This window comes from Martelella sp. AMO21009, assembly GCF_053484295.1.
On record NZ_JBAKFR010000005.1, the window covers coordinates 257,948 to 276,298 of the forward strand.

General features: G+C 62.6%; 16 protein-coding genes. 1 reads left to right on the top strand and 15 read right to left on the bottom strand.

Translation table 11 applies throughout. The features are described 5' to 3' along the window. Nucleotides 1–2 precede the first annotated feature (2 nt). The 14 genes from V6766_RS09040 to V6766_RS09105 form a co-directional block, all read right to left on the bottom strand. The gene (locus V6766_RS09040; RefSeq protein ID WP_448465631.1) at nt 3–2,189 is read right to left on the bottom strand and encodes an NHLP family bacteriocin export ABC transporter peptidase/permease/ATPase subunit; all 2,187 of its coding nucleotides are present in this window, start codon (nt 2,187–2,189) and stop codon (nt 3–5) included. Between the two features lie 16 nt (nt 2,190–2,205). Further along, nucleotides 2,206–3,483 (bottom strand): NHLP bacteriocin system secretion protein, encoded by a 1,278-nt coding sequence (locus V6766_RS09045; protein ID WP_448465633.1) that lies wholly within the window; start codon nt 3,481–3,483, stop codon nt 2,206–2,208. Between the two features lie 147 nt (nt 3,484–3,630). Further along, on the bottom strand, nt 3,631–4,017 hold the full coding sequence (locus V6766_RS09050; RefSeq protein WP_448465635.1) for a hypothetical protein: 387 nt from the start codon (nt 4,015–4,017) through the stop codon (nt 3,631–3,633). Nucleotides 4,018–4,144: 127 nt separating this feature from the next. Continuing rightward, complete coding sequence (locus V6766_RS09055) at nt 4,145–4,522, bottom strand: hypothetical protein (protein WP_448465637.1); 378 nt, start codon at nt 4,520–4,522, stop codon at nt 4,145–4,147. Between the two features lie 663 nt (nt 4,523–5,185). Further along, nucleotides 5,186–6,004 carry a twin-arginine translocase subunit TatC gene (gene tatC, locus V6766_RS09060; RefSeq protein ID WP_448465639.1) on the bottom strand — a complete coding sequence of 273 codons (819 nt, stop codon included), beginning with the start codon at nt 6,002–6,004 and terminating at the stop codon, nt 5,186–5,188. Further along, nucleotides 6,001–6,549 carry a Sec-independent protein translocase protein TatB gene (tatB, locus tag V6766_RS09065; protein ID WP_448465641.1) on the bottom strand — a complete coding sequence of 183 codons (549 nt, stop codon included), beginning with the start codon at nt 6,547–6,549 and terminating at the stop codon, nt 6,001–6,003. The genes tatC and tatB overlap by 4 nt, the downstream gene beginning before the upstream one ends. A 40-nt stretch (nt 6,550–6,589) precedes the next feature. Next, nucleotides 6,590–6,805, bottom strand: coding sequence for a twin-arginine translocase TatA/TatE family subunit (locus V6766_RS09070; RefSeq protein ID WP_448428578.1), 216 nt, complete (start codon nt 6,803–6,805; stop codon nt 6,590–6,592). 18 nt (nt 6,806–6,823) lie between these two features. After that, nucleotides 6,824–7,933 (bottom strand): ABC transporter ATP-binding protein, encoded by a 1,110-nt coding sequence (locus tag V6766_RS09075; protein ID WP_448465643.1) that lies wholly within the window; start codon nt 7,931–7,933, stop codon nt 6,824–6,826. Nucleotides 7,934–7,990: 57 nt separating this feature from the next. After that, nucleotides 7,991–8,686: an SMC-Scp complex subunit ScpB gene (gene scpB, locus V6766_RS09080; protein WP_448465645.1), complete on the bottom strand. Its 696-nt coding sequence runs from the start codon at nt 8,684–8,686 to the stop codon at nt 7,991–7,993. Further along, entirely contained in the window at nt 8,683–9,504 is an 822-nt protein-coding gene (locus tag V6766_RS09085) for a segregation and condensation protein A (RefSeq protein WP_448465647.1), read from the bottom strand. The genes scpB and V6766_RS09085 overlap by 4 nt, the downstream gene beginning before the upstream one ends. A gap of 2 nt (nt 9,505–9,506) precedes the next feature. Then, nucleotides 9,507–10,526, bottom strand: coding sequence for a beta-N-acetylhexosaminidase (nagZ, locus tag V6766_RS09090; protein WP_448465649.1), 1,020 nt, complete (start codon nt 10,524–10,526; stop codon nt 9,507–9,509). Between the two features lie 113 nt (nt 10,527–10,639). Further along, nucleotides 10,640–12,865 carry an SPOR domain-containing protein gene (locus tag V6766_RS09095; RefSeq protein WP_448465651.1) on the bottom strand — a complete coding sequence of 742 codons (2,226 nt, stop codon included), beginning with the start codon at nt 12,863–12,865 and terminating at the stop codon, nt 10,640–10,642. 58 nt (nt 12,866–12,923) lie between these two features. Then, a complete protein-coding gene (gene argS, locus V6766_RS09100; RefSeq protein WP_448465653.1) occupies nt 12,924–14,684 on the bottom strand; it encodes an arginine--tRNA ligase in 1,761 nt (586 codons plus the stop codon). Nucleotides 14,685–14,741: 57 nt separating this feature from the next. Then, a complete protein-coding gene (locus V6766_RS09105) occupies nt 14,742–15,959 on the bottom strand; it encodes a deoxyguanosinetriphosphate triphosphohydrolase (protein ID WP_448465655.1) in 1,218 nt (405 codons plus the stop codon). A 180-nt stretch (nt 15,960–16,139) separates the two neighbouring features. Here V6766_RS09105 and erpA point away from each other — a divergent pair, with 180 nt between their 5' ends. Next, the gene (erpA, locus tag V6766_RS09110) at nt 16,140–16,472 is read left to right on the top strand and encodes an iron-sulfur cluster insertion protein ErpA (RefSeq protein WP_230718284.1); all 333 of its coding nucleotides are present in this window, start codon (nt 16,140–16,142) and stop codon (nt 16,470–16,472) included. 503 nt (nt 16,473–16,975) lie between these two features. Here erpA and V6766_RS09115 read toward each other — a convergent pair. Further along, the gene (locus V6766_RS09115; protein ID WP_448465657.1) at nt 16,976–18,325 is read right to left on the bottom strand and encodes a uracil-xanthine permease family protein; all 1,350 of its coding nucleotides are present in this window, start codon (nt 18,323–18,325) and stop codon (nt 16,976–16,978) included. Nucleotides 18,326–18,351 lie beyond the last annotated feature (26 nt).

Sequence of the window (18,351 nt, forward strand, 5' to 3'; positions counted from 1 at the left end):
TCTCAGTGGGCGGCCACAAGGCGGGCATAGTGCCCGTCCGGCTCAGCTATCAATCTATCGTGCGTGCCGCGCTGGACGATACGGCCCTGATCGAGAACGATGATCTCGTCGCTGTCGCGGATGGTCGAGAGCCGTTGGGCGACGATCAGGCAGGCACAGCCGCGCCGTCTCAGGTTCATGTCGACGGTCTGCTCGGTGACGGGGTCGAGCGCCGACGTCGCCTCGTCCATGATTAGCACCGACGGATCGCGCGCTAGGGCGCGGGCAATCTCGAGCCGTTGGCGTTCGCCGCCGCTGAGATTGCGTCCTGCTTCCGACAAGGCGGCATCGATCCCCTGTTCGCGCACCAGCGGCAGCTGGTCGAGGCAGGCATCGGCGACCGCGCGGTGGATCGCGGGCTCGGGGATCGATGTATCCCAGAGCGTGATATTGTCCCGCAATGTCCCGCTGAAGACATTGATATCCTGGCTGACCACACCGAGCGACGAGGTCAGCGTCAGGCGGTCGATCTGCTGCAGGGGGATGTCATCGAAGAAAATCTCGCCCTGCCATGGCCGGTAGAGCCCGGCAACCAGCTTGCCGACGGTCGATTTTCCCGAGCCGCTGGCGCCGACGAGCGCGATTCGCATGCCCGGCTGCAAAAGCAGCGAGAAATCATCGAGCAGCGGCTTTTCAAGCCGGCTGTATCCGAAGGTGACATTGCGAAGCTCGACCTTGCCGACAAGCCTGGCTGCAGCGTTGGCGGCTTGCGGCCGCGGCACCGCTTCCGGCTCGGCGGCACCGTAATTGATGACATCATCGAGACGGTTGAGATCGACCTGCGTCGTCTGCAATGACGAACCCAGTCCCACGAGCCCCGAAATTGGCCCGTTGAAACTGCCGACCAGAACCTGAAACGCAACAAGGTCGCCAACGGTCAGCCGACCGTCCAGAACGAACAGCGCGCCGAGGCTGAGAATCGCGATATGCCCGAGCGCTGAGAGGGTTCCCGGCAGCAGGCCGAGCAGGTTGTTCTGCCGCCCGATGGTCTGCGACAGCGAGACGAGCTGGGCCTGAAGGCCGCCCCAGCGGGAAAACAGATCATCCTCGAGCCCGGCGGCCTTGACCGTCTCGATCGCCGACAGGCCGCTCATGATCGCCGAGGCCTGCTCCGCCCCGTTCTTGGCCAGCAGGTGGCGCGCATTCTCCAGCCGCAGCCAGACGACCCGCGCCATGATCAAGTTGATGACGGCCATGGCGACGACGAGCGAGGCCAGCGGCACGCTGTAGGAAAACATCAGAGCGCCATAGACGACGACGGAGATCATGCCGACGATGCTGAACGCCAGCGGACCGGAGATCATCGACGCGACCCGGCTGGCGGAACCGAGCCGGCTCGAAATATCCCCGGCAAAGCGCTGGCTGAAAAAGTCCATCGGCAAATGCAGCAGGCGCCACAGCACCTTGCGCGTCATGTCGATGCTGACCCTGGCGGAAAACCGCATCAGGTAGTGCTTCTGCAGCCAACTCAAAAGCAGGCTCAACCCGCCGGCCACGACATAGGCCGCAAGCAGCGGTCTGACCCAGTCCTCCTGTCCTCCGACAAGGAAGCCATCGACATAAATCTTGCTGAGCGCCGGTATCACGATGCCGGGAATGACCATCAGGAGCGTTACCAGCAATATGAAGGCGAACGGTCCTGCCGTCCCGCGCGAGAGCTGCCTCAGTTCGCGCAGCACCGATGGTTTCTCGCCGCCGGTTTCGAATTCTGGCCCGGGCTTGACGGTCACTACGATGCCCGTGAAATCCCGATCCATTTCCGACCAGGCGACGCGCCTGCGCCCCTGCGCCGGGTCATTGATCTGGGCGCCTTTGCGGTCGATCTTTTCCAGCACGACGAAGTGATTGAAGCGCCAGAAAATGATGGCCGGCAGCGTCACCTCGCGCAGTCGCTCCAGTCCGACCTTGACCCCCTTGGCCTCACAGCCGAAGCGCCTGGCGGCCTCGATGAGGCTCCAGGCGTTCGAGCCATTCCGCGACACGCCGCATTCGAGCCTCAACCTTTCAAGGGGGACCCATCGGCCGTGATGGGCCAGCACCATCGCGAGACAGGCGGCACCGCATTCGACCGCCTCCATCTGCAGGATGGTCGGCGTCTTCGCGCTGCGAAAGATCCTTCCCAGTCTCAGCGCCGAAAACAGTTTCGTCATGCCCGCGCTCCGCCGATCATTGATCGAGACCGAGCACGCGGCGGATAGCCGGGATCACCAGAACGATCGGCGGAACCTGCTCCACGGCGACATCGGCATCGGCCAGAGTGCCGGTGCGGACCTCCATATTCGGACCGTGCCCCGAGGTCCATTTCAAGCCGGAGGGCGAGGCCGCGTCCTTCTCAAGCTGAACGCCGAAGGCGATCGGAGGTTCACTGCCTGCAAGCGCCTTCGCCAGCGTTTCGTTGCCGAGCTGACGCGCGACGGCGGTGTCGCTCTGCGGATCTTCGCTGACCCAGACGACCTTTCCGCGGATGGTGCCGAAACGGGACGCCTCGACGGTCGAGGGCGAAACATTGACCTCCATGCCCGCCAGAACTTTCTTGCCGTGCAGCGGATTGGCGAAAAACACCCCTTCGATATCGGTGTTGACAGGCTGGACCGTCACGATGGGCGATCCCGGCTGGACAAAGGAGCCGATGCTGGCGTCGACTGCGATGACCTGTCCGGCCATGTCCGAGAGCACCTTTCCGCCGCTGTCGAGCGTGTCCTCGAGATCGGCGAGGTTTTCCTGGGCCTTCAGCAGCCGGTCGCTCATCGCCTGAAACGCCGTGGTCTTCTGGTTTTCGAGTTCAAGCCGCTTGGCCGCGAGCTGCTCCTTGTCGAATTTGTTCTCGTCCAGATTTGCGGATGCCTGGATGAATGAGTCCCGCGCCTGTTCGAGCCTCAGCGGCGTGATCGCGCCATCGCTGCTGGCCTGTTCGAAGCCGTCGAGAATCTTCTTCCGGCTCTCGACCTGCTGTTCGTCCCACGCGATCTGGCGTTCCAGATCCTGCTCCTTCTGCTTGAGGTCGGCCAGCTGTTGCGGCAGCAGGTTGTTCCAGTAGGTTTCCAGCAGATCCTGCTCGGTCTTCAGCGAGCGCAGCGTGCGCTCCGCCTCGCGCTTGTCCTCCGCCACCGAGACGATTTCAATGGAGGCCAGAAGCTCGCCTTTTTCGATCGTATCGCCGAGTTCAACCGGCAGCGAGCGCAATATGCCGGAATGGGTCGCAACGAAATCGCGGGTCTCGCCATAAGCCGGACCAAGAATGCCCTTGCCCTGGACAAAGGTCGTCACCGTTCCGAAAATGCTCCAGTAGATCGCGCCGCAGAAGACGAGCGCGATCGCGATCGCCACGACCCAACCGCTCGGGCCGACGACACGCATCAGGCTGTCGGTGCTTTCCGGGGTCTGGAGATGCTTGAGGGCGGATTCGCGATAGATCTGCTTCGGGGGCTCACTGGATGTAGACATGATTTCGCGACGATCTTACTTGGGCAGCGCAAATCTCACTCACCATCCGCGCCCAGACGATAAGCAGTGCGAAATCCGCCATCAGAACACGAGGAAAACTGTCTCCCGCAGCCGCAAGAGACAGTTTTGAATATCCCGCCCGAAACTTCAGGCGTCATCGATCACTTTCTTGAACATATCGGCGATACCGCCGACAGCACCGCCGGAAAAGACTCCAGCCGCCGTCTTCGCAGCCGCTCCGACCGCAAGATCGCCGCCTGATACACCCGCGATCGCGGCGGCATCGCTGCCTGCAACGGCAACAGCCCCGGCAACCGCGTCAACACCTGTGACAGCACCGACGGCGAGGGCCACGGCCGCAACCGGGTGGTTCTCCACTTCATTCCCAACCCAGTCTCCCGCGCTCTTGACGTCGTCCCAGGCATCGCCCAGGAAACTGCCGCCGGCAGCGCTTTGCAGCTCCTGCTGACCGAGCTCTGTGATTTCCGTCTCGTCCATCTTTGCTGGACCGATTTTCCTGCTTTCATTTTCCATAGTGCATTCTCCCCTGCTCAAGCTCTATCGCCACGTAGCGGTCAGTTGCCCCGCCATCGCGGGAGACCGCAGGTGTGACGCGGAATACCTGCCACCAATCAAGGCAGCGCTATATATAACCCGGCCGTCAAAAAATCTTCTTGAGTTCGTCGACGCCATCCGCGATGCCGTGCGCAACGCCTTCAGCCGCACCGGCCGCAGCCGCGCCCAGGCCGCCTGCCGCTGCAGACATACCCGCCGCAAGAGCGACGGTGCCCTGCCCCGCGAGCACCGAAGCCGCGGCAACGCCGCCCATTGCCCCGGCAGCGATTACCCCGGCGCCGATCGCAACATCGCCCGGATGGTTGTAGGCCCATTCCGCGCCTTCCCCAACCACATGGCCGACATCATCGGCAGCATTCTCGATATCACCGAGCACACTTCCGCCAGCCGCATTCTGCAAATCTTCCTGCCCCAGTTCCGTGATCTGAGAGTCGTCAGACGCTTCGATTTTCTTGCCTGTCATAACAATTCCTTCCATCCGTTCGAGGTCATCAGATTACAAGTCAAAGCCGGCATACCGCCGCACAAGGATTTCTTGTTTTCCGGTCCCCTGGTCGCCGCGGACGTTTGAGGTTCGCGTTTGTCATACCTGCTCTCCATCTACTTCAGTTTTCAAGCGGTCGTAGGCGGGCATGACATGCGCTTTCGGGAACCTGACCGACATCCGTGATAACAGCCGGGGCCTCGAAACATCTCAAACGGCCTCCGGCCAAATCAGCAGCAGCGATACCGTCCAATAGAAGTAAATATTAGAAAGCCAAAGATATCAAATAAAAAACGGAACGTTGACTAATTTTAACGATATTACTTAGTTATATCTTGTTACGAGACGTAACTTAAAGTAACGATGATAGCGCAATCTTTAGGCGGTCGCACATGATGGGTGTATGCTGTTGCGCCATAGCGTTGAAAAAGGTCTGCGTCGAGCAGGCTCGCTGCCGTCGTCCCGACCGCCGCGTGCCCCGTGACGTTACAGGATAGAGAATCGCGATAGCGCCCGCCAAAGATGACAGCGCTTCCGACACCGGAGCAACAGAAGGGCCTCTTTTCTTCGAAGGGACGTCAATAGAAAGGAGGACGGCCCGCGACCCAAACCGGCGCGGGCTCACGCTCTGAAAGAGGCATTTTAAGCCTCGTCCTCTTCCGAGGCGCTCTCTTCCTCTGCCGCTTCGACGCGCTTGCGTTCCACGATCCGCGCCGCGTAGATCGCGACCTCGTAGAGAAGCACGGTCGGAAGCGCCAGGCCGAGCTGCGAAAGCGGATCGGGCGGGGTCAGCACGGCGGCGATGATGAAGGCGATCACGATCGCGAATTTGCGCTGCTTGCCAAGCCATTCCGACGAGACAAGCCCGACGCGCGCCATCAGCGTGGTGACCACCGGCAACTGGAACACCAGGCCGAAGGCCAGCACCAGCGACATGATCAGGCTGAGATATTCCGAGACCTTCGGCAGCAGCGAGATCGCCACCTCGCCCTCTCCCGCGGATTGCTGCATGCCGAGGAAGAATAGCATGACCACGGGAATCAGGAAGAAATAGACGATGGCGCCGCCGATGATGAACAGGATCGGCGACGCCACCAGAAACGGCAGAAAGGCCGAACGCTCGTTGCGATAAAGTCCGGGTGCAACGAAGCTGTAGACCTGAAAGGCGATCACCGGGAAGGCCAGCAACAAGCCGCCGAACAGCGAGATCTTGATCTGGGTGAAGAAGAATTCCTGCGGCGCGGTATAGATGAGCTGCATCTTCTCCGGATCGTGTCCGGACCACATCACCGCCCATTTATAGGGCAGCACCAGAATGTTGAAGAGGTCCTTGGCGAAGGCGAAACAGAGCAGGAAGCCGAGGAAGAAGGCCACCAGCGACCAGACAAGCCGCTTCCTGAGCTCGATCAGATGCTCGACAAGCGGCTGCGGCTTGTCGTCGATATCATTGTTCGCGCTCATCGCCCGCTCCTGCGTCCACCGGACGATTTCGATTTGACCGGCCTGGGCGCAGCCTTGAAGCCGGGCCTGTGGCTGATGAGCTTTTCGTCCCGGGGCTTCGAGACCAGCGTCGGCTCATCCTTCTTCGCCGCCGCCTTGTCGAAGGCGTTGACGGAGGAGACATCGGGGTTTGTGCCGGGCGTCGGGTAGGAGGTCTTTTTCAGCTCCGGCCCATCGGCTTTGGGTTTCGGCTTGTTGTCCAGCGCGGTCGATTTTTTGAGATCGTTGTCGATATCCCGCGCGGTCTGTCGCAAAGGATTGATCGCGTCGCGCAACTGATTGGCGGGATTGATTTTTCTGACGTCCCGGATCGCCGTCGAGACGTCTTCCATATCCGCCTCTTTCAGCGCATCGTCCATCTGGGAGCGGAAATCGGACGCCATGCGCCGGAACTTCGTCATGGTCTTGCCGAAGGTTCTCAGCACATGCGGAAGTTCGCGGGGCCCGACGACAACGACCAGCACGATCGCCACGACCAAGAGCTCGGTCCAGCCAATGTCAAGCATTCACATTCTCCTGCGGCCAGCCGTTGCCGGCTGCCCGGCATCAGCCCTGCTTGGTCTCGTCTGCCCTGTGCTCAACAGTGTGCTCGACGGTCTTGTCCTTGTCCGCCGGCTTTTCGTCGTCGTCCGAAATGCCCTTCTTGAAGCTCTTGATGCCCTTGGCGACATCGCCCATGAGTTCGGGAATCTTGCCGCGGCCGAAAAGCAGCACGACAATCGCCAGAATGATGAGCAGCTGCCAGATACCGAGATTACCCATAACCAAATCTCCTGTTACTTAGGTGTCTCTGGTGTAAGGCGTTTGCTCGCGATTTTCAAATACCAAAATAGTCTGATCGTCGACTTCGACAAAAACCCGTTCCGCGCCCTCGCCGATCGCGCCGGCGGAAACGCTGGCGTCGAGAACATGCGGCGTGCCCTCGATCCTCAGCCGGAACAGTTCCTGGGTCCCGAGAAAGCGGCGCTCGAGCACCTCCGCCGGCTGGCCGGAAAGCGTCGCCTCCGCACTCAGCCGGATATCGCCGGGGCGGATCGCGATCGTGACAGGGCCGTCTGGCATGGCGACGGCAAGCGGTCGACTGCCAAACGGGGCCTCGACCCTTCCTGCTTCAACTTTTCCATCAAAGCGATTGATTTCAGAGAAGAAAGAGGCGGCGAACAGGCTCTCCGGCCGGGAAAACAGCGCGCGCGGCGTGCCCGTCTGCACCAGATGTCCGTCCTTCAGCAAGGCGATCCTATCGGCGACGCCCATCGCCTCGCCGGGATCGTGGGTGACGATCATGACGGTCGCGCCGGTCTCGCGCAAAACGCCGAGCGTTTCGGCCCGCACCTGATCCTTCAACCGCGAATCGAGGCCGGAAAACGGCTCGTCCATCAACAGCACGGAAGGGCGCGGCGCGACGGCGCGCGCAAGCGCCACCCGCTGCTGCTCGCCGCCCGACAGCATATGCGGATATTTGTCGCGGTAGCCGGCAAGCCCGACGCGCGCCAGCGCTTCGCCGACGGCGGCCTGACGGGAGGCTTTCGGCAGGCGCTGCAGCCCGAAGGCGACATTATCGGCGACCGTCATATGCGGAAAGAGCGCGAAATCCTGAAACATCAGCCCGATGCCACGTCGCTCCGGCGGCAGGAAGGTTGAAGGCCCTGTCACCTCGACGCCATCGATCAGCAGCCGGCCGTGATGTGGCCGTTCAAGGCCCGCCGCGATGCGCAGAAGCGTGCTTTTCCCCGAACCGGACGGCCCCAGCAGGCACAGGACCTCGCCGGGCGCGGCCGACAGCGACACGCCCTTGACGACGTCGCCCTGGCCATAGCCGTGGCGGATATCTTCGAAACCGAGCCGCGCGGTCTGACCGCTCTCAGCTACAGGGCGCCGGGCAAAATTCATCGCCGCTCCAGAACGTTTTGCCTCGCCTTACAATGGCGTGGCCACTTTTTCTAGAGCTTATTCATCATGTTTACCGCCCGGTGTCAAAAGCCCCAGATCCTCAAGATCCGCAGCATCCAGCGGCTCCTCGTCGTCGGTGAGGTCTTCGTCGTCATTGAGCGGCAGCGGTATCTGGAAGCCGGGCGGTATCCGGCCGGACAGCAGACCCGCGCCGCGCAGTTCCTCCAGCCCCGGCAGATCGCGGATTTCCTCCAGACCGAAATGATCGAGAAAGCTGCGGGTCGTGCCGATGGTGACCGGACGGCCGGGCGTGCGCCTGCGGCCGCGAAACCGGACCCAGCCCGCCTCCATCAGCACGTCCAGCGTGCCCTTGGAGGTCTGAACGCCGCGAATTTCCTCGATCTCGGCGCGGGTGACCGGCTGATGGTAGGCGATGATCGACAACACTTCGAGTGCAGCGCGGGTGAGCTTGCGCGCCTCGCGCTCACCGCGGTGGATGACGAAGGAAAGGTCGGCGGCGGTGCGGAACGCCCAGTGATCCTCGACGCGAACCAGATTGACGCCGCGATTGCGATATTGCTCGGCAAGCGCCGTCATCAGCTCCGCGACATCGACGCCTTCGGGAATACGCTCGGCGATATAGGCCTCGCTCACCGGCTCGGCGGAGGCGAAAACCAGCGCCTCGGCAATCCGCTCGGCCTCCAGCATGCGTTCCGGGCTCAACGATTCTTCGTTGTCCTCGGGCTCGCTCATTCGGCGGCCTCGCCGGTGAAGGGTTCGATCCTGCCTCTGCCGCGACGCATCATCAGCGGCGCGAAGGCTTCGTCCTGTCTCAGATCAAGCCGGCCCTCGCGCGCTAGTTCCAGCGATGCGGCGAAGGTGCTGGCGATCGCGGTGCGCAGATCCTCAGGCCGGGTGAGGTAGCGCAACAGATAGCGATCGAGCGCCGTCCATTCGCCGATCTCGCCGATCAGCCCCTGCAACAGCTCGCGCGCATCGGTAAGCGACCAGACGTGACGCTTTGCGATCGTCACCTCGCTGATCGCCTCGCGCTGGCGCATATTGGCATAGGCGTCCAGAAGCTCGTAAAGCGTCGCCATGTAGCGGGAGCCGGTTTCATCGGGAATATGCTCCGGCGCGCCGCGGCGGAAGACGTCGCGATCGAGCCGGTTGCGGTTGATGAGCTGGCTTGCGGCATCGCGCATCGCCTCCAGCCGCTTGAGGCGGAAGGCGAGCGTGGCCGCCATATCCTCGCCCGAAGGCTCCTCATCGCTCGGCCTCTTGGGGATCAACAGCCGCGACTTCAGATAGGCGAGCCAGGCGGCCATGACGAGGTAGTCGGCGGCAAGCTCGATGCGGATGCGGCGCGCGCTCTCGATGAAGGCGAGATATTGCTCGGCGAGCGCCAGAACCGAGATTCGCGCCAGATCCACCTTCTGCGTGCGCGCCAGATGCAGCAGCAGGTCGAGCGGCCCTTCGAAGCCGCCGACATCGATGACCAGCACCGCCTCGCCCGCCGCGCGAACCTCGACGGTGGCGTTATCGCTTTCGGGGAAGAAGCTTTCCTGCATGATCAGATCCCCGCCTGAAGAAGGTCGTCGAGACGGCGGGAGAGCGCATCGAGATCGGCGTCATCGGCCGCAGGCCGGCCCGCCAGCGCCCGTTCGCTGCGGATCAGGGCTGCGCCGGCAAGCGCCGGGGCGGCATCGGCGACGGCCCGCATCTCATCCATCTTGCCGTTGCAGTGAAGAATGATGTCAATGCCGGCGGCCGCGACCGCGCGGGCGCGCTCACCGATATCGCCGGCCAGCGCGTTCATGGAAATATCGTCGGAGATGATAAGCCCGTCGAAACCGATCGAGCCGCGCATCACCTGCTCGACCACCTTCGCCGAGGTGGAGGCCGGGTGTTCGGCATCGACTGCATCGAACAGCACGTGACAGGTCATCGCCATCAGGATGCCGGTGAGTTCGCGAAACGGCCGGAAATCGCGTTCGGCGAGCAGCGCCAGCGGCTCTTTGACTACTGGAAGGCCGATATGGGAATCGGCAAGGCCGCGCCCGTGGCCCGGCATGTGCTTGATCACCGGCAGCACGCCGCCGGCCGTCAGCCCGTCGGCCATGGCCTGCGCCAGAACCCGCACCTGGTCGGGATCCGAACCGAAAGCGCGGTTGGCGATGAAGCCGGTATCGGGTTCCGGGGGCATGTCGAGCACCGGGGCGCAATCGACATCGACGCCGACCGACAGCAGATCGGCGGCGATCAGCCGCCCGCAGGCATAGGCCGCCTCTTTCGCCTCATCGGGAGCACCGGCATAGCGCTTCTCGATCACCGAGGCGGCGGGATAATCGCGCACCAGCGGCGGGCGCAGTCGGCGCACGGTTCCGCCTTCCTGATCGATCAGCACCGGGGCATCGCGGCCCACCGCCGCGCGCAGTTCCGCCGTCAGCGCCCTCACCTGGTTCATCGTCTCGACATTACGGCCGAACAGGATGAAGCCCCAGGGCTGCTCCGCGCGTAAGAATGCTTTCTCCTCGGCGCTGAGGCGGGCGCCGGCGCAACCGAGAATCATGGCTTTCGGGGCGTTTGTCATGGGCGAATCATATGAGATCGAGGCCAAAGCACGAATAAGCCCCGACATTCATGCACAATTTTGTGTGGTCCTGCACGGCAAAAACACCAATTCCGCGCCCGCGCCGCCAAAGATCAGCGTGGAACGAAGCAGCTTCCACCTTCTGCCTTGTACTGCTCGCACAGCGACAGCGCTTCCGAAAGGCTGGAGGCCCCGATGCGCACGCGATAATAAGTGCCCTTGCCGGCAATCGTCGCGGGAACGATCTCCGCCGGTCGACGCCCGAGCACCGCCGGATGCTGTGCGCTGAGCCGCCGGTAGGCCTGCTCCGCTTCCTGCTGAGACGGCAGCGATGCGATCTGCATGGCATAGGCCGAACTTGCTTGTGCGCTTGGCTGCGGCGCTGCAGCGGCAGGCGCAGCGGTGGTCGTCGAAGCGGCGGGGGCCGGGCTGGCGGCGGCAACGCGCGCGGGCGCGCCGCCCGGAGGCCGCCGCGTCGGCAGCGGCACATTGGCGATGCCGAAATCCTGCACGGGCTCTTCCGTGGCGGCCGGCTCTTCGGTCGCTTCGACTGCACCCTCGGCGGCAGCTTCTGCCACGGTGGACGGCTCGGTGGCGGCCGGCGTTTCCGAGCCCGTTTGGTCCGTTGCTCCAGCCGTCTGCGAGGCGGTCGTCGCCTGCGATGACGGGGGTGCCAGCGAGGGCGCAGCGGTCTCGTCGCCTGCGCTGGCATTCGTGCTTTCCTGAGGCTCGGAGGTGACAAGCTGACCGTTCTCATCGGGAAGCGCGGTCTGCGTCTCGATCCTTCTGACCCCGGTCGAGGGCGAAGAGCTGGCCTCGGCCGCGTCGCGCTCGACCAGCGTGCCGTCGGGCCTGACGATCATGGTTCTGACCTTGCGCGGCTCGAGACCGCCGGTATCGGCTGTGCCGCTCGCGGCGCTGCCGGCCAGCGGATTGGGCGCGACGCTTTCGACATCGGTCGGCTCCTGGTCGGAGGCGATCAGGCTGTCCTGACGCGGCGCTTCGGCCAGCGTTCCGGACACATCGTTGAAGACGGCATTATCCTGATTGGGAACGACCTCGCCGCCCGGGTCCTCCGGCGCTTCCTTGACGCTTGAATTGTCGGCCGTGATGACCACCGGTTCGCCGCCGCCGTCGCCGGCGAAATAGCGCATGCCCGCGAACACGAACAGCACGGCCAGCGCAATCGCGGCAATGCCGATCAGGGCGACGCGCCCTGCTCCGAGGAAGGTGGCGGGCAGCAGGCCCGGACGGCGCTCGCGATCGTCAAAGTCGTAATAGTCGTCATCGACCGCAGCTTCAAAGCCCTCGGCAGCGTCGTTGTAGCCGGCCTGCGGCGGAACGGCCTGCCTGAGGGGTTCTTCATAGGCTTCGCTGTGAGCGGCGGCGTAATAGTCGACCTCCTCCGGCAGGTCCGGTTGGGCGGGCGTCTCCTGAAGCGGATCGACCAGCGCCGGCTGGCTCGCCAGCACATCGGCAAGCTCCTCGTCGAGATCGAATTCGTAGGGCTCGGCGGAGGCGCGGGCCGGCACGACCTCGTCGTCGCCCATCGGCGGCAGGTCGAGCTCGTCCACCGGCGCGGGCGGCTCCTCCGTCGAAATCAGCGCGGCCGGATCGAAGTCGCCGTCGCGATCGTCGTCGCCTGCCGCCACTTCGTCCAGCGGTCCCGGGCCGTCATCGGCCAGTTCGAGCTCCGAAAGCTCAAGCGCGATTTCGTCGAGGTCGAGATCGAGCTCCTGATCATCATGCGCCGCCGGCTGCCGCCGCTCGGGCTCGTATGCGGGTTCCGTCTGGTATTCCGGTTCCGGTTGGTGCGGCGGCTCCGGCTCGTATTCCGCCTTCGGCGCGTAGCTTGGTTCCGGCTGATATGGCGGCGGATGCGCGACAGGCTCCTCTGCGGGCGGCGTCACATCGGACTGACGGGGCTGCTGCGGCTCGTATCCGCCAAGCGAGCCGCGCAATTCGAAGCTTCCGAAATCATCCGGCTGCTCTTCCTCGGGCGCGGGTTCGGCCGGCATGCTGTCCCAGATCGAAGCCGGCCTCTCCTCGGGTTCGAAGGGCGAAGGCTCGTCGTAACGTTCGTCCTCTTCCGGCGCGAAGGACGGCTCGGCCGCGTGGCGCGGCGGCGGATCGGACCGTTCGGACGGAGCGGAAAAGCTGTCGAACTCGCGCAGAAGCTCGTCCGTCAGGTCATCCGCCGTTTCCGGCGGGTACGGACCTTCCTGTCGGCGCGGCGGCTCATTGTCTGACGTGCCGATCAGCCTCGCCAGTTCGGCAAAGGGATCGTCCTCGTCAAAGCCGCCATTATTGCCGTTACCCGGCTTGTTCTTGTCTGCCATTTTCAAACCACCGAGGCTGCCATCGGCCTAAAAGGCCGACGGGAGAGTGCAGGTGGACCTAACGCATTTCCTGCGGCGCGTCGGTTCCCGTGAGAGCCAGTCCGGAACGCAATACGGCAGCGACAGAAGATACGAGTCCGAGCTTCGCAATCGTTGATTGTCTGTCACTCTCATTAATAAAGCGTAACTCATGCTTTTCCTTCCCTTTATTCCAGTGGGAATGGAATTGCGACGCCAGATCATAGAGATAAAACGCCAGCCGATGCGGCTCGCGCATTGTCGCCGCCGATTCGACTACCCGCGGATATTCCGCAAGCTTGGCCACAACTCTAAGTTCTTCCGGCTCATAAGTCGCCTGTTTTACCGCATCTTCCAGTGTTTTTTGTGAAATTTCCAGTCCCGGGAAGTTCTCCTGGGCCTGCCGCAGGACCGACATGCAGCGCGCATGCGCATACTGCACATAGAACACCGGATTGTCTTTCGATTGCTCGGTAACCTTGGCGAAGTCGAAATCGAGCGGCTCGCTGCTCTTGCGGTAAAGCATCATGAACCGCACGGAATCGCGGCCGACCTCGTCGACGACCTCGCGCAGCGTCACGAAATTGCCCGACCGCTTGGACATCTTGAGCTCCTGTCCATCGCGCATGAGCTTGACCATCTGGCACAGCAGAACCGTCAGCTTGGTCTTGCCGCCGGACACCGCCTTGGCGAGCGCCTCCAGCCGCTTCACATAGCCGCCGTGATCGGCCCCGAGAATATAGACCATTTCATCGAAGCCGCGCTCGTACTTGTCGCGGAAATAGGCGACGTCGGCGGCGAAATAGGTGTAGCTGCCGTCCGACTTGATCAGCGGCCGGTCAATATCGTCGCCCACCTCGGTGGAGCGGAACAGCGTCTGCTCGCGGTCCTCCCAGTCTTCCGGCGTCTGCCCCTTCGGCGGCGGCAGCGTGCCCTTGTAGACATGGCCCTTGAAGGTGAGATCGTTGATCGCGGACCGGATCGCCGCGGCATCATCGGCGTGAAGCTGACGCTCGGAAAAGAACACCTCATGGGTGACGTTGAGCGCGGCGAGATCGGCGCGGATCATCTCCATCATGGCGTCGATCGCCTTTTCCTTGACGATCGGCATCCACTGGTCTTCCGGCAGATTGTGCAGCGACTGACCGAATTCCGCCTTCAGCGCCTCGCCGACGGGCACGAGATAATCGCCCGGATAAAGCCCCTCGGGGATATCGCCGATCGTCTCGCCCAGAGCCTCGCGATAGCGCAGAAAGGCGGAGCGGGCGAGCACGTCGACCTGCGCACCGGCATCGTTGATGTAATATTCCTTGGTCACCGCAAAGCCGGCGTAATCCAGGATATTGGCAAGCGTGTCGCCCACCACCGCGCCGCGGCAATGGCCGACATGCATCGGCCCCGTCGGATTGGCGGAGACATATTCGACGTTGATCTTGCGGCCCTTGCCGATTTCGCTGCGGCCGAAATCCTCGCCTTCTCGGACCAGCGCAAGCAGAACGCGCTGCCAGTAGCGCGCAGAAAACCGGATATTGATGAAGCCCGGACCGGCGATCGAAAGCTCGGCGATATCCTCATCGGCCTCAAGCGCGGCGACGATTTTTTCGGCAAGGTCGCGCGGCTTGGTCTGCAGCGGCTTGGACAGCACCAGCGCGGCGTTGACGGCAATATCGCCATGGCTCGGGTCGCGCGGCGGCTCCACCACGATGCGGGTGAAATCCAGCGTGTCGCGCTTTTCCGCGATTTCGGCAATCGTCAGCAGTTGTTCGTTCAGTCTGTGTTCGAAATCGGTAAAAAGGTTCATGTCTATTTCCATCCGCCGCCGCGCGGCCGGCGCAAAAGGGCGCAGTTTGCCGGGCTCCTACCGTAAATCAGGGGTATGGTCAAACAACTGGCGGTGCGTGTTGTAGGCGTAGGTATCGGTCATGCCGGCGAGATAGTCGGCCACATGGCGGGCAAGCTGCGCCTCCTCCAGCCGCTCGATCCCCTCGCTCCATGAATGCGCGCCCATCAGCTTCGGGTCGGCGATATAGGCGTCGAAAAGATCGGTCACGATCTGGGCCGCGCCCTTGCGGATCACCATGATATCCGGATTGCGGTAGATATGATGAAACAGCAGCTTCTTGATCTGGCGATCGATTTCCGCCATCGCCGGCGAGAAGGTGGCCAGCGCCATGCCGGCGCGGCGCACCTCGTCGGCCGATTGCGGCGCGACCGTGCGCAGGTTTTCCTGGGCAACGCCGATCACGTCCTCGACCATGGCGGTGATCTGGCGGCGCATGATCTCATTGGTGAACCGGCTCGATTCCAGCCCGGGATAGCGATCGCGCACCTCATACATCAGGCCGGCCAGAAACGGCACCTCCTCCAGCATGTCGTAGCTCAGATAGCCCGAACGCAGCCCGTCATCGATATCATGCGTGTTGTAGGCGATATCGTCGGCGATCGCGGCCACCTGCGCCTCCATGCTGGCATGGGTCGAAAGCCAGAGATCATGGCGGGCGCAATAGTCGAGGATCGGCTGCGGAACCGGGCCGCCAATGCCCTTCCCCTCTTCATCTTGCAAGGGACCGTTATGCTTGACGAGCCCCTCCAGCGCCTCCCATGTCAGGTTGATGCCGTCGAATTCGGCATAGCGGCGCTCCAGCTTGGTCACGATCCTGAGCGATTGCGCATTGTGGTCGAAGCCGCCATAGGCCGCCATCTTCTCGTGCAGCGCATCCTCGCCGGTGTGGCCGAACGGCGTGTGGCCGAAATCATGCACCAGCGCCACGCCTTCCGCGAGGTCCTCGTCCAGACGGAGCGCGCGGGCGAGCGAGCGCGCGACCTGCGCCACCTCGATCGTGTGCGTCAGCCGGGTGCGGTAATGATCGCCGTCCTGCGCGATGAAGACCTGGGTCTTGTGCTTCAGCCGGCGGAAGGCGGTGGTGTGGATGATCCGGTCGCGGTCGCGCTGAAACGGCGAGCGCGTCAGGCTGTCGGGCTCGGGATAGAGCCGGCCGCGGCTCTCCCACGGATTGCAGGCATAGGGCGCGAGCGCCACATCGCCGAAACCCAATGCCGATTTGTCGATTGTCATGCTTATTCCTGTCGCGGGAAGTGTTCCTGCTTGCGTCCTGCCGGCCACCCGGTTGCAGATAGACCGTTGACGGCTGTCATCGCCGTTCTTAACTAAGATCAAAGGCCATTGGAAGGCGTGGATCATTCCGTGCGCCAAAACACCGATTTCAGCCCGCATGCCGGGCTCAGGAGACTGACAATGGACACCAAGACTGTCACGCTTTCAGAGGCGGCGGCCAAGAGGATCGCCGCAATCATCGCAGCCGAGGACGGCAAGAAGGCCTTGCGCGTTGCCGTGGAAGGCGGCGGCTGCTCCGGTTTCTCCTATAAATTCGACCTTGCCGAAGACGCGGAAGCCGATGACGTGGTGATTACCCGCGGCGACGCAAAGGTGCTGATCGACGAAATTTCGCTGGTCTACATGGCCGGCTCCGAAATCGACTTCGTCGACAACCTTCTCGGCCAGTCGTTCCAGATCCAGAACCCCAACGCAGTCGCAAGCTGCGGCTGTGGCACCAGTTTCTCGATCTGAGCAACATTGCAAAAGCGCGGCGCAGGGCGCCGGTCGCGGGCGTTCGACGCCTTATCCGACCGATCTTCAAAGGCCGGTCTCAAGGAGTCTGCAGCAGCCTTTGTTTTGAGTTCGCGTGGCATCAATGCCTCTTTCGCCGCACGGCGATTTATTTTTTAATCATCTGATTGACTAAAGGACGACAAGTGATTACGTTCAACTTATAGCGCTTGGCGTTATGACCAAATTCATCGTGGGTTGGTTAAGTCGGCCGTCTACCGACTTTGGCCTTTCAGGCAGCCGCGTTCGCGATGACCTCCAGGAACACCCCGGCAATCCCTGCGCCGGGGTGTTCTTTTTTGTTCAGACCGATCCTATGGGCGTGCCACGCGCGAACAACGCCTGGACAACCAACGCTTGCAACCGCGCCGATACCGCCCCCACCAGCAAAACAAAACGCCCCGGACATGGTGTCCGGGACGCTGCAAAAGCCGGAGGACCCCAAGGCGGCCCCCCGCTCAGCTTCAGGCGTCGATCGTCTTGCCCGCCCGCTCCGGAATGACCAGGGAAAGCAGGATCGCCGAAATGCCCGACAGGGTGATCGGCGTGGCAAACACCTTCTGGATGATATCCGGCATCTGCTGCATCGACTGGGGCACCAGGGTGACGCCAAGCCCGAGGCCGAAAGAGACCGCCATGATATAGACCTTGCGATGGTCGATCGGCTCGGAGGCCAGGATTCGGATGCCGGCGACGGCGATCGAACCGAACAGCACCACGGTGGCCCCGCCGAGCACTGGCTTCGGCACCAGCAGGAACGCTCCGCCGATGATCGGGAAGAAGCCGAGCACCACGAGTATGCCCGCAATATAGAGGCCGACATGGCGGCTGGCCACGCCGGTCATCTGGATAACGCCATTGTTCTGGCTGAAGGTCGTGTTCGGAAAGGTGCAGAACAGCGCCGCAATGCCGGAATTGATGCCGTCTGCCAATACGCCGCCCTTGATGCGATTCAGATAGACATCGCCCTGAACCGGCTCGCCGGAAATAACCGAATTTGCCGTCAGGTCGCCGGTCGTCTCGATCGCGGTGATCAGGTAGACGAAAGCGATCGGAATGAACAGGCCGAGATCGAAATCCAGGCCGAACTTCAGCGGCACGGGAACGGCAAACAGAGGCTGTGTGCCGAGCTGCGAAAAGTTCACCATGCCGAAGAAGATCGAAACGATGAAGCCGACCAGCAGACCGAGCATGATCGCGGCGATCCTGACCATAGGCTGCTTCGAAAACGAGAAGAAGATGATGACCGCAACAACGAGCAGGCCGAGGAAGATATTGACCGGCGCGCCAAGCGCTTCACCGGCGCCGGCGCCGCCGGCAAAATCCGTGAAGCCCGATTTCACCAGGCTGAGGCCGATCACGGTGATCACGATGCCGGTCACCGTCGGCGTGACAATACGGCCCATACGGGAGATGAACTGACTGAGCACGATCTCGACCACGCAACCGACGAGGCAGAGCCCGAAAATCATCGCCAGAATGTCCTCCGGCGTGCCGCCCCTGCCCTTGACCGCGAAACCGGCTGCCAGAATGACGCCGAGAAAGGCGAAGCTGGTGCCCTGAACGCTGAGAAGGCCGGAACCGACCGGCCCTATGCGCCGGCACTGAATGAAGGTCGCGACGCCCGAAACGAACATCGACATGGCCAGAAGATACGGCATGTGAACGCCGAGCCCCAGAGCGCCGCCAATGATGAGCGTCGGCGTGACGATGCCGATGATGCTGGCCAGAATGTGCTGGATGGCAGCCAGAAACGAGGCGCCCGGCGAAGGCACGTCGTTGAGTTTGTATATGATGTGATGTTGATCGGACATTAAATCATCCCCCGCGGCCCTGGCCG

Excerpts from the sequence above, each read along its gene's own strand:
- V6766_RS09040 (WP_448465631.1), bottom strand. The coding sequence starts at position 2,189 with ATGACGAAACTGTTTTCGGCGCTGAGACTGGGAAGGATCTTTCGCAGC.
- V6766_RS09045 (WP_448465633.1), bottom strand. The coding sequence starts at position 3,483 with ATGTCTACATCCAGTGAGCCCCCGAAGCAGATCTATCGCGAATCCGCC.
- V6766_RS09050 (WP_448465635.1), bottom strand. The coding sequence starts at position 4,017 with ATGGAAAATGAAAGCAGGAAAATCGGTCCAGCAAAGATGGACGAGACG.
- V6766_RS09055 (WP_448465637.1), bottom strand. The coding sequence starts at position 4,522 with ATGACAGGCAAGAAAATCGAAGCGTCTGACGACTCTCAGATCACGGAA.
- tatC (WP_448465639.1), bottom strand. The coding sequence starts at position 6,004 with ATGAGCGCGAACAATGATATCGACGACAAGCCGCAGCCGCTTGTCGAG.
- tatB (WP_448465641.1), bottom strand. The coding sequence starts at position 6,549 with ATGCTTGACATTGGCTGGACCGAGCTCTTGGTCGTGGCGATCGTGCTG.
- V6766_RS09070 (WP_448428578.1), bottom strand. The coding sequence starts at position 6,805 with ATGGGTAATCTCGGTATCTGGCAGCTGCTCATCATTCTGGCGATTGTC.
- V6766_RS09075 (WP_448465643.1), bottom strand. The coding sequence starts at position 7,933 with ATGAATTTTGCCCGGCGCCCTGTAGCTGAGAGCGGTCAGACCGCGCGG.
- scpB (WP_448465645.1), bottom strand. The coding sequence starts at position 8,686 with ATGAGCGAGCCCGAGGACAACGAAGAATCGTTGAGCCCGGAACGCATG.
- V6766_RS09085 (WP_448465647.1), bottom strand. The coding sequence starts at position 9,504 with ATGCAGGAAAGCTTCTTCCCCGAAAGCGATAACGCCACCGTCGAGGTT.
- nagZ (WP_448465649.1), bottom strand. The coding sequence starts at position 10,526 with ATGACAAACGCCCCGAAAGCCATGATTCTCGGTTGCGCCGGCGCCCGC.
- V6766_RS09095 (WP_448465651.1), bottom strand. The coding sequence starts at position 12,865 with ATGGCAGACAAGAACAAGCCGGGTAACGGCAATAATGGCGGCTTTGAC.
- argS (WP_448465653.1), bottom strand. The coding sequence starts at position 14,684 with ATGAACCTTTTTACCGATTTCGAACACAGACTGAACGAACAACTGCTG.
- V6766_RS09105 (WP_448465655.1), bottom strand. The coding sequence starts at position 15,959 with ATGACAATCGACAAATCGGCATTGGGTTTCGGCGATGTGGCGCTCGCG.
- erpA (WP_230718284.1), top strand. The coding sequence starts at position 16,140 with ATGGACACCAAGACTGTCACGCTTTCAGAGGCGGCGGCCAAGAGGATC.
- V6766_RS09115 (WP_448465657.1), bottom strand. The coding sequence starts at position 18,325 with ATGTCCGATCAACATCACATCATATACAAACTCAACGACGTGCCTTCG.